The organism is Streptomyces sp. NPDC042346, from assembly GCF_055581845.1.
The window spans coordinates 179,249-190,497 of the sequence record NZ_JBVJEH010000008.1 but is presented as its reverse complement, the minus strand read 5'-3'; the positions used below and the strand labels follow the sequence as shown (position 1 = coordinate 190,497).

Sequence of the window (11,249 nt, the reverse complement as noted above, 5' to 3'; positions counted from 1 at the left end):
ACGACATGAAGATCTATCAGCCCATGCTCTTCGTCGGGCTCGGCGGCACCGGCGGACGCATCGGCACCGAGCTGGAGCGCAGCCTCCGCCGGGAGCTCTGCGGACCCGACGGTACCGACCTCGTCGACGGCGGCCGCCGGATGCCCTTCCAGCTGCCCGACTGCCTCCAGTTCGTCTACGCCGACTTCAGCGAGGCGGAACTGCTGAAGGCACCGCAGTTCAAGGCGAAGGGTGCCGAGGGCGCCGCCTTCGCCCGTACGTCCCGGATGGTCCGGGACCTGCTGCCCACCGATTTCGACTCCTCGCCCGAGGTCACGGAGATGCTGCGCGTCTCCGTCCCGGGGGAGACCCGGTCCTGGCTGCCGCCGCGGATCCGGCAGCCGCGCGTCGCCCCCCTCAACAGCGGTGCGGGGCAGCTGCCGACCGTCGGCCGCGCCGCGCTCTTCGCGACCCTGCGCTCCGGGCTCGAACCGGTCCTGCGCCAGCTCCGCGAGGCGATCGGGGCCATCGGCCAGTCGGCCGGCGACCTCCAGCGGGTCGGCGGCGGCCAGATCCGGGGCTGTGACGTCTTCGTCGCCTTCTCCGTCGCGGGCGGCACCGGCGCCGGCATCTTCTACGACTTCATCCACCTCATCGGGCACGAGTTCCGCAACGCCAAGGTGCCCGGGGTGAAGATCTACCCGCTCGTCGTCATGCCGTCCGCCTTCCCGCCCGAGGCGGGCGGCGGACGCGAGGCCGAACTCAACGCCGCCCGCGCCCTCGTGGACCTCTCGCGGCTCGTCGACGACCAGAACATGCCCGACTCCGACGACTCCGTCGGCGACGTCGAACAGCGCGGCCGGCTGAGCATCACGTACCCGCGAGAGGGGGTCGTCGCCCTGCGTCCCGCGACCATGCAGACCGCCTTCCTCTTCTCCAAGCCGTCGGTCATCGGCAGCGAGGACCTGCGCCGCTCCATCACCGCCATGGTGATGTCGCTCATCGGCACCGAACTCAGCGAGTCCAACGGCGGGGTGGCCCAGGCCGACGACGACTACCAGTCCTTCGCGGAACGGTTCGTCAACAAGGCCGTCGAGCGCTCGACGCCGGCCCGTTCCGGCATCGGCTACCGGGGCATGTCCACCAGCCTCGCCGCCTCCCTCACCGTCCCCGTCGACGACCTCGCCGAGATCGTCGCCGCCCGGCTCCTCGCCCAGGCCGTGCGCGGCATGGAGGAACGGGCCCGGCGGCCCGCCCGGGACGGCTCGGAGCAGGTCCGCGACCTCTTCGTCCGCTCCGGCATCGGCCGGCTCTGGAACCGCGAGGTGCCGGACGTCCCCGGACCCGAGCAACTCCCCAGGGGGCGACGGGACATCGCCCAGGAACTGCAGTACCGGCTCGGGTCCATGGAGGACGCCCTGCGCCGACTCGACACCAACCTCACCCGCGAGATCCCGCGCCTCACCGAGGACTTCAGGCCGGGCTCCGGCGCCCGCGAACTCCTCGGCCTCATCGGCCCGTTCCAGCTCGAAGCCGTACTGGGCGGCCTGCCCGGCCACCCCGAGCGGGTCGCCAGGGTGGGCTTCAAGGGGATGCTGGACAACCGGCGCAACGAGCCCGAACGGCCTTCCCACGTCCAGAGCGCCGCCCCGCCGATCCCCCGCATCAAGGGGAGCATGGGCGGCGTCGTACCCGCCCGGTGGAACGACCCCGACGTCCAAGAGGCGCTCGCCGCGCAGCAGGCCTGGTACCAGTGGCGCGCCCGGAGCCTCTGGCACCGCGGCTGGCAGGCCGGCGAGGCCCAGTGGCGCCCGCCGCTGGCCCGGATCTCCAACGAGCTGAGCGAGCTCACCAAGGTGCTCCGCGCCCACGAGCAGGACGAGGCACGGGGATTCGCCGAGCGCCGCCGCGAGCTCTACCGCGACGACCGTGCCGGCATCGCCTACCTCCTGCCCCCGCAGAACACCCTGCGCGCCTTCTACGACGACGTCGTCGACCGGCTCGCCCAGAGCGAGGGCCTCCCCGAGAGCACCGACGCCGCGACCCTCCTCGACCGGCTGATCCGGCCCGACGACTGGCGCAACGCCCTCGACGCGGTGCGCCGCGCGCCGGGGGCGCCGGTCAAGGAGATCAAGCAGGTCCTCGAACGCCGGGTCAAGAAGCTCTTCGGCGAGGCCAACGAGGCCCAGTTCGCCCGCCCCCTGCTGCCCTCCATGGAGCTGCTGCTGCGGGCCGCCGCGGGCGACGAGGGCGCCGAGTCGAAGGTCGACCCGCGCTGGCTCGACCAGTTCCGCGCCCGGCTCGCCGGACTGCTCCCCGTCGGCTTCGTCCCGGACGGCAGCGGCCCGATGAAGATCCTCATCGTGCACCCGGCCAGCGAGTCCGACGGCCGCGCCGCGGGCTTCCTCCGGCAGGCGCTCAACCTGCCCGCGAAGGCCGACCAGGAGTACCGGGCCGTCGACACCGAATCCCTCACCGTCGTCCTCTTCCGCAGCGGCATGAACCTCACCGACATCTCCGAGGTCCGCAACGTCCTCAGCCTCTGGTCCGAAGCCCGCGACTCGGCCGGAGAGGACGACTTCCTGCACTGGCGGCAGCGGCTCGGCTACCAGGACGACTGGCTCGTCGCCACCGAGCAGGACCGCCAGCGGATCCTTCAGCGGCTGCTCTGCGCGATGTGGAACGGCAACATCGCCGTCGACGGCCCGCCGGACTCGCCCGACCTCGTCCGGATCCGGCTCCAGGAAGGCGAGTCCGCGACCATGTCGCTGCGCCTGGAGGCCTTCGACGGCTCGCTCTCCAGCTGGGCGGGGATGCTGCGCGCGTACGAGCGCTGGGCGCTCCTCGACGAGGGCCAGATCATCGAGGTGTTCTGCGAACGCCTCATGAAGACCCTGCCCAAGGGCCTCACGCAGGTGCCGCAGCCGCCGTCCCGGCTCTTCACCCACTTCGTGGAGGAGGTCGCCCCGCGTCAGCTCGTCCTGCTCGACCGACTGGAGGCCGAGTACCGGGAGTACGGCGACACGGACGTCGAATGGATGACCCCGCTGCGGCAGTTCTGGGAGGTCACCTTCCCGGGGGCCCTGGACATGCGCTTCCCGCCCTCGGCCCGCCCGACCCGCTCCACCCTGCGCGCCCTCTTCGACCGCCACGGGCCGGGGCGGGCGGGGCGGAGGGCTGCGGGGCAGGGGCAGGGGCAGGGGCAGGGCTACGTTCCGGCTCAGGCTCAGGCGCAGGCTCAGGTTCCGGTTCAGGGGCACGGTCAGGGCTACGGCCAGAGCCAGAGCCAGAGCCAGAACTACGGCCACGGCCAGAGCCAGAACTACGGTCAGGGCCGGCCGCCCGGTAGTACCGACCCTCGGGAGAACTACGGGTACGGGGGGAACGGGTCCGCGCAGGCCCCCGGGCCGGAGGCGGGACAGCACGGACCGCATGGACCGCATGGACAGCACGGACCGCATGGACAGCACGGACAGCCCCAGGGGTCCCTGTACGAGGAGGGCTGGGACTCCGAGCCCGAGCCCGATCCCGAGTCCGAGTTCGAGTCCGGCGGGTACCCCTGGGACCGGGAGGAGGAGCAGTGAACCACCGCGTCCTCCCCGAGCGACCCCTCCCGGGCCATGCGGTCTGCCTCGACCTGCGGGCGGGCGGGCCGGACGACCTCGACGCCGCCGTCCGCGCGGCGCTGGACGTCCCGCAACCCGGTGGCGAACGCCGGTTCCTCGTCGTCGACGAGGCCGCCGGGATCGTCGGCCACCAGCTCCTCTACGAGCGCCTCTCCTCCTACGGCCCCGCCCAGATCGTCTGTCTCGCCGTCGGCACCCGGGGTGACCGGACGCTGCGCCGCACCCTGACGCTGCGCCCGCCCGCCGCCGGAGTCCTGTGGCTGTTCGACACCACGGGCGACACCACGGGCGACATCACGGGCGGCTCCACGGGCGGCTCCACAGGTGACGCCGTGGTCGACGACGTCCTGCGCCCGCTCGTCGAGGTACTGGCCACCCCGGAGGTCTTCGACGCCGTCCTCGGCTCGCTCGGGGACGTGGTGCACGGCGTGGCCGTACCCGCCGTGCGGATCCTGGAGCACGACCTCACCGACGAGGCCCGCGCGCGGGCCTGGCGGCAGGCCGTCGAGGGGCTGACCGGCCCCGAGGTCCCGGCCGGGGCCGCCTCCCCCGAAGGGGTGCCGGGCGCGCTCGCCCTGCTCCTCGGCGAGGGCGTGCCGCGCTCCCTCTCCGGCCACGACTGGCTCCCCGCCGGCGGCCGGGCGGGGGCCCGGCTCGCCGCCTGCCAGGAGGCCCTCGACGACGCCGTCGACGGCTACGACCGGGTGCGGGGCGCGGCGGGGCTCCTCACCGGGGCGGGCCGCGCCGTCGACCTGCCGGGGGACATCGAGCGGCTCACGGAGGAGCTGGCCCGGCTCCGTACGGCCGTCGCGGACGCGTTCGGCGCCGCGGGCGCCACCCGGCTCACGGCCGAACACCGCGGGCTGCTCCGTGACCGAGGGGTCGAACTCCCGGAGCTGCCGCGGGAGATCACGCGGGCGGGGATCGTCCCGGCCCTGCGGGACCACACGTACGACCTGATCGGCCAGGGCCTGCCGCTGCGTTCCGTGGCGGCCAGGCTCTCCGGGCTCGCGGCGCGCACCGCCCCGGCCGGCAGCGCCTCCCGGCTCGCGCGGCTCGACGCGCTCTGCGGTCCGGAGCGGCTGCGGCGGCTCGGGGGACGGTATCCGTTCACCGCCGGCGGCTCGCGGCCCGTGGCCTTCGCCCTGACCGGCCTCCTCGCGCTGCTCGCCGGGGTGTGGCCGGTGCTCGGCTGGGTCCTCGGCCCGGCCGTCGGCGCGCTGGCCGCCGGGCTCGCCCATCTGATGCTGCGGCGCAGGCCCAACCGCTCGCCCGACGGGCGGATCGACGGCGGCGGTGCCACGGGCGCGGCGCCCCGGCTCGCGGGTGGCGTCCTCGGCGGCCTCGTCGGGGCGGGCCTCGGCCAGTTCCTGGCCCCGCCGGTCTGGGTGGGGGCCGTGGCCCTGGCCGTGTCCTTCGTGGCCGTGGTCCTGCTCGCGCTCCGCGACTGGACCCGGGCCGTGGACGACTGGTGGGCGCGGGCGGACCCGGAGGAGGCCGGCCGGATCCTGCGGGAGATCCACGCCCTGGTCGTGACGACCGCCGTGCACGACTGGCTCTTCGCCGAGGTACGGCACCACTGCGCGGCCGGAGCCGGTGCCGTGGCCCGGCTGCTGCGCGGTCTCGCGGAGACCGCCGACGCGTACGGCGGCGCGCGGTCGCCCGACGCGTCGCCGGAGTGGGGGCAGGAGTGGGAAGCGGGCCGGGAGTCGGAGTGGGGGCCGGACCAGGACTCCTGGGCGGACGAACCGTCGGCACCCGCGCCGGGCCCGGGCCCGTCCGGCGGCACCGACACCGCTGCGGACGCCTGGAGTTGGGACGACTGGGGGGACGGCGGGGAGGACGACGGCTGGTCGGACATGAACGAGGAGCCGCCCGTACGGGAGCCGGCCGCGCACTCCGCCGTCCCGCCGTCGTCCCCGCGCCCGTCACCACGGCCCGCGCCCGCCCCGGCGGGCTCCGTCGGCGTGCCGGGCGCCTTCTCCGCCGGGCCGGCCCCGGTCTGGCTGGAGCGGCGGTACGGGGACGGGGGCCCGGCACTCGTCGACACGCTCGTCGGGGACCTGGTCGCCGGTACCGTCCTCCTCCTCGACGGCTGCTGGGCGGGTATCGAACGCGACCCCGGCGGCACGGAGCACCTGGCACAGGGGCAGCGGCTGACGGAGCTCCTCGACGAGACGCGGATCCGCCTGGAGCGCGATGCGGCGGCCTCGCCGCCGCCCCCGTACGACGGCCTCCGCGATCTCGGCACGCTCACCTCGCTCGGCGCCCTCGCCGACCGCTCCGAACGGCCCGACGCGGCCCGGCTCACCGGGGTCGCCCCGGACGCGGTGGCCCGGCTGCTGCTCGCCGAGGACGACCCCGGCGCCACGGTCGCGCTCTGCGGGCCCGAACACCTGAGGCTGCTCTCCCACGACCCGCTCGCCGCCCGGCAGGTCCGCTTCGTGCCCGAGGCGATGCGGCGCGGGGCGGCGGGGGACGACATCTGGCGGGGCACCGCCGAGGACGTGGTGTGGACCGGTGCCGGACGGCACGCGGGCATCCTCCGTCTCGTACCGCTGCGCGCGGACGTCGTGCACACCGTCCGCGCCGAGGAGGCGGGAGAACCGTGACAGACCCGAACCACCCGATCGACCCGCACGACCCGAGCGACCTGGACGACCCGAACCACCCGAGCGACCTGAACCACCCGCACGATCCGAGCGACCTGAACCACCCGGACGAGCCCGGCCCGGGCAACGCGCGGAACCCGCTGAACCACCCGATCGATCCGTACCATCCGGACCACCTGAGGGAGCCCATGAGCCCCCCGCACCCGTACTACGAGGAACTGGAGTTCCTCACCCACCACGAGGAGCCGGTCCGCTTCACCGTCCGGTACGGCGACGAGCGCCGGCTGCCCGCCAGGCCCGGCCTCCTCGCACGCCGCGCCGTTCTGGGCGCCGGATGGCCGGTCCTCCAGTTCCGGCTGCCCGCGTCCGCGCAGGCCGACCCCCACGCGTACGGCCTCCTGGAGCGCGAGGTGGAGGCCGCCGTCGCCCTGGAACGGCGGTACGGGACCGCGAAGTTCGGGGCCGTCTTCGCCAGGATCGTCGGCTTCGACCTGACCGCGTCCGAGCCCTTCGTGCTGTACCGGGTGCCCCGCGGCCGGCCGCTCACCGAGTGGGCGGGCCGCCTCGGCCCCGAGGAGCAGGAGCGGATCATCGGCCAACTCGCCCTGTCCGTACGGCTCCTGGAAAAGATCGGGCTCGTGCACCGGGCCGTCGCGCCGGACACCGTGCGGTGGGACGGCGCCCACGTGCGGCTCAGCGAGCCGTTCGCCGCGCGGCGCGCGGGGGAGACGCGCGAGCCGTTCGGCGGCGCGCCCTGGGCCTCGCCCGAGCAGCGCGAGGGGCTCGGCGCGGCCGACCCGCGCGACGACCTGTGGTCCGTCGCCCAGCTCGGCTACTACCTCCTCTCCGGCCGCCCCGCCCGGGGTGAGGGCCCACCCGGCGACCTCGGCGACTACCGCCGGCTCGCCGCCCTGGCCCAGAGCGGCCTCTTCTCCCCGCGAGCGGCCGACCGGCCGCGTCCCGCCGAGCTCATGCGGCTCCTGAACGTGCGCGATCCGCTCGCAGGCGCCGCCGGTGCGGCCGACCCGCTCGCCCCGTGGCGTGCCCAGTACGACCAGCGACTCGCCCGGAAACGGGTCGCGGTCGAGAACGACGGGCTGTCCGACGCGGCGCCGTACGCGGAGCCGTACAGCGAGTCGTACACGGACCCCTACACGGACCCGTACGCCGGCCCGGTGACGGATTCCGCCACGGATCCGCGCTCCCCGCGCACCACCTTCATCGACCGGATCTTCGGAGCGGGGGACGGATCCCTCCGCCCCGCCGCCTCGGCGTCGCCCCTCGAACCGCCGCCGGCCCCGCCCTCGCGGAGCCGGATGTGCCCGCACTGCCTGCTCCCCGTCGAGTACGACGAACGCCTGCTCGTCACCATCGACGCCAAGGGCAACCGGATCCCGCTCGACCTCACCACGGAACGGCGCCCCGCCCACATCGCCGACGCCCTGCGCAAGGCCTACCACCTGTGCCCGCACACGGTGGAGGGCGACGAGGAGCACGAACTCCCCGTGCCCTACCTCACCAACGGCGAGCCGCTCTCCGTCGCCCTCGTCGGCAGCTCCTCCGTCGGCAAGACCCACCTCCTCGCCGCGATGCTGGGCGAGATCGAACTCGGCGGCCTCGCGCCGTACGGGCTGCGGAGCCGTCCGCTCAACCCCGAGGCGCACCGCACCTATCTGCGCGAGCGCGTGCAGAACCTCCAGCAGGGACGGCAGTTGGGCCGTACCGGACAGCAGACCTTCGCCCGCTTCGCCGACGGGCTGCTCGTCTCCGCGGGCGGCGGGACGCCCCGGCCCGTCGTCTTCTTCGACCTCGCGGGCGAGGACCTCGCGCAGGACGGGGAAGTGGCCCGCTTCCTCATGGGCGTCGACGCCTTCGTCTTCGTCCTTGACCCGCTGCGCGCGCTCCGGCTCGGCTCCCTCGACCCCGTACGGGAACAGAGCGGGCTGCGCCGCCGCGACCTCGGCGACGAGGCCTTCGCCACCGTCCTCGACCGGATCCCGAGGGGGCGCGGCGGCCTCGTCGCGGCGCCGGCCGCGCTCGCCGTCAACAAGAGCGACCTCGTCCGCTTCGATCCGACCGTCGACCGGTGGCTCGGCCGGGCCCTGCCCGGCCGCTTCGGCCCCGCCGAGGCGCGGGACGAGAGCCGGGACGCGTACGCCTTCCTCGCCCACCACGCCAGCGCCGCCTGGCTCAAGCCCTTCGACGACTGCGCGAACTGCTCCCTGCACTTCGTCGCCGCGACCGGCGGTCAGGCGCGCGGCGACCACTTCCCGCACGGGGTCCGGCCGCGCCGGGTCCTGGCACCACTGCTGTCCCTGTTCGCCATGTGCGGGCTGCTGCCCGGGGCGGAGCCTACGGAGGGAATCGTCCGATGACACGGTCGGAGAACGAGGTCGACCAGATCGTCTTCCGCTGGGACAGCGAGAACGCCTCGGGCAGCACGGGATTCGGCCCGGTGGCCTGGTCCGGGCCCCGGGACGAGACGGAGGCCCTCTTCCGGATCTCCGGTCCCGTGCTGCGGGCCGGCGGGGAGGAGACGCGGCCTGCCCTGATCCGCCTTGAGGGCCGTCCGGGCGTGATGCTGATCCGGCGCACCCCGTTCACGGACACCGACGGCGGGACGTCCGTCCTCTGTCACGCGCTCGTCGGCTCTCCCGCGCTGCTCGACCCCTCGTTGTGCCTCGGCCTCCAGGCCTGGGACTGGGAGGGCGCCGCCGCCCTGAACGCCGCCGAGGTGCGCGGACGGCTCCCGGTGGTGCGGGAGGAGGTCCTCGTACCGGCGACGGGCCGCGGGCAGGGCGAGCTCGACGAGACGCTGCCGTACGTGGCGGGAGAACTCACCGGAACGGTGGCGGAGTTGCTGCGGCACCCCGACGGCACGTTCACCGTCCTCGACGCGCGGGGCGACACCGCCGGACCCGTGCTGTGGGGGCTGCACAGCATGTTCGGCGAGCTCATCGGCCGCGGTTGGACCTTCGCGAGCCACGACACCGTCGAACTGCCCTCCCTGCGCTTCGTGTTCGTGAGCCGCTGGTCGGGTGCGTCGAGTCCCAACACGGGGCGGCACCGCTTCGACCCGAGCGAGCGGTCCGGCGACCGCGCGGAGGAGACGGCGGCCCGGCTCGTCCGCCACCACCTGCGGGGCGTCGCGGAGGGCGACGGACGCGAGTGGGCGGTCGGCCGCGCCCTCCACGAGGCGGCCTCCGCCCGCCGGGCCCCGCTCCTCGACACGGCGGCCCGCGCCGTGGACATCCTCGACGCCCGCACCCGCCGCCACGGCCCGCCCCGGGAGCCGCGCTTCCCGCCGACGGGGGACGCACGGTACGGGCCCGCGTCGCCGGAGCCGCGCTACCGGGGCGCGACGCCGGAGCAGGAGCCGAGGTACGGGGGTGAGCCTGAGCGGCGACGCGCGGCCGAGCCGGAGCCGGGGTACGGACCCGAGCGGCGACGCGGGGCCGAGCCGGAGCCGGGGTACGGACCGGAGCGGCGACGCGGGGCCGAGCCGGAACCGGGGTACGGACCCGAGCGGCGACGCGGGGCCGAGCCTGAGCCGGGGTACGGGCCGGAGCCGGGGTACGGGGCCGCGCCCGAGCCGAGACACCCGGCGGCACCGGAGCCGGGGTACCCGGCCGTGTCGCCGGAGCCGCGGCGCTCGCCGACGTCCCGGGACCCCGGCCGCACGCCGGACGGCGCCGACCCACGCCGTCCTTCGGCCGCCCCGGACGCCGGCCGGCCCCCCGTGTCCCCCATATCCCGCGTATCCCCGTCTCCTGACGCGGGGCGTCCCCCGTCCTCCCCTGAGCCGTGGGACGGCCGCCAGGACCCGCCCTTCCCCGACCGCCCCCTCCAGGACCCGTCCCGGCACCCGGCGGCGCCGTACCCGGACACCGACGACACGGCCCACGGCGAGGCCCCCGGCGGGGCCGATCCCTGGGCCTCCGGGACCTCACCGCGCCGGCCCGACCGCGACCGCGATCGCGATCGCGACCCCGAACCTGGTTCCGGCCCCGAGTCCGACCTCGCCCCCGCCCCCGACCCCGCCCCCGCCCCCAAGCCGGATCCCGTACCCCTCCGCCCCCACCCCGCCCCGGACCCGGCGTACGACCCGTACCCCCGTCCCGTCCTCCCCTCCGTCCGTGCCCAGTGGAGCGGTCCGGCCGGCGGTGGCCGGAGCGGGTGGATCAGGAAGCTGCGGGGCGGGGAGCGGGAGGTCGAGACCGGGCTCGTCCACCGGCTGCCGACCGCGGGCGACGTGGAAGAGGCGCGCGGCCTCGTCGAGCGGGCGGGCAGCCGCGAGCTGCTCGACGCCCTGCGCCGACCCCAGATGTACGTCGTCGTCACCCTCCTCCTCGGGGAGATCGCCCGGCGCCTGCCGTCCTGGGGACATCCGGCGCGCCGCGAGCTGTGCGAGGTGGTCATCGGCCGGGAGCTCTGGGCGACAGCGTCGCCCGGCGCCGAGGACGACCGTTCCGAGCCGCCCGAGGAACAGCGCGCGTCCAACGCGGCCGAGCTGCACCGCTGGGCCGTCCGCCCCCTCCTCGGGGGCGGGGACGCCCCGGTCGGCACGGTCGCCGCGCTGCTCTCCCGACTCCGTACGAGCCCGGTGCCGTCGGCCCGCGAGGCCTTCTGGCAGATCGTCGACGGCGACCGCCCGGGCCTGCCCGACGCGGTCTGGCTCACCCTCCTCAAGGAGGCGTCCGGCACCCGGCGCACCCCGCAGCCCCACCAGGCCCCGTCACCCCACCAAGCCCCGCGGCCGCATCACACCGCACCACCCCACCAAGCATCGCCACGCCACCAGTCCCCACCACCCCACCAGTCCCCGCAGCCCGGCGAGCCGTCGCCCCGCCCCGTCGCCTTCGCGCAGCCGGACGGCGAGCCCGTCAACGGCTACACCCGCCGCTTCCTGCTCCGCACCGCCGCCTTCCTCGGAGTCCTCATCGCCCTGATCCTCATCGCCTCCGCACTGAAGTGACACGCCCTGAACCGCGGGCCCGAAGGCCCGAAAGACGGGCCCAGGCCGCCCGGCTCC

General features: G+C 75.5%; 4 protein-coding genes. All 4 read left to right on the top strand.

Translation table 11 applies throughout. From position 1 onward, the window contains the following. Positions 1-5: 5 nt before the first annotated feature. Genes ACZ6K0_RS28955 through ACZ6K0_RS28940 form a run of 4 tightly spaced genes read left to right on the top strand, consistent with a single transcriptional unit; the run spans position 6 to position 11,192 of the window. Entirely contained in the window at positions 6-3,563 is a 3,558-nt protein-coding gene (locus ACZ6K0_RS28955) for a tubulin-like doman-containing protein (protein ID WP_469232869.1), read from the top strand. Then, positions 3,560-6,217, top strand: coding sequence for a hypothetical protein (locus ACZ6K0_RS28950; RefSeq protein WP_469232870.1), 2,658 nt, complete (start codon positions 3,560-3,562; stop codon positions 6,215-6,217). Before ACZ6K0_RS28955 ends, ACZ6K0_RS28950 begins: the two co-directional genes overlap by 4 nt. Beyond that, positions 6,214-8,592, top strand: coding sequence for a hypothetical protein (locus ACZ6K0_RS28945; RefSeq protein WP_469232872.1), 2,379 nt, complete (start codon positions 6,214-6,216; stop codon positions 8,590-8,592). The genes ACZ6K0_RS28950 and ACZ6K0_RS28945 overlap by 4 nt, the downstream gene beginning before the upstream one ends. Next, positions 8,589-11,192: a hypothetical protein gene (locus ACZ6K0_RS28940; RefSeq protein WP_469232874.1), complete on the top strand. Its 2,604-nt coding sequence runs from the start codon at positions 8,589-8,591 to the stop codon at positions 11,190-11,192. The genes ACZ6K0_RS28945 and ACZ6K0_RS28940 overlap by 4 nt, the downstream gene beginning before the upstream one ends. Positions 11,193-11,249: the final 57 nt, after the last annotated feature.

Coding starts and splice junctions, on each gene's coding strand:
- ACZ6K0_RS28955 (WP_469232869.1), top strand. CDS start 6: ATGAAGATCTATCAGCCCATGCTCTTCGTCGGGCTCGGCGGCACCGGC.
- ACZ6K0_RS28940 (WP_469232874.1), top strand. CDS start 8,589: ATGACACGGTCGGAGAACGAGGTCGACCAGATCGTCTTCCGCTGGGAC.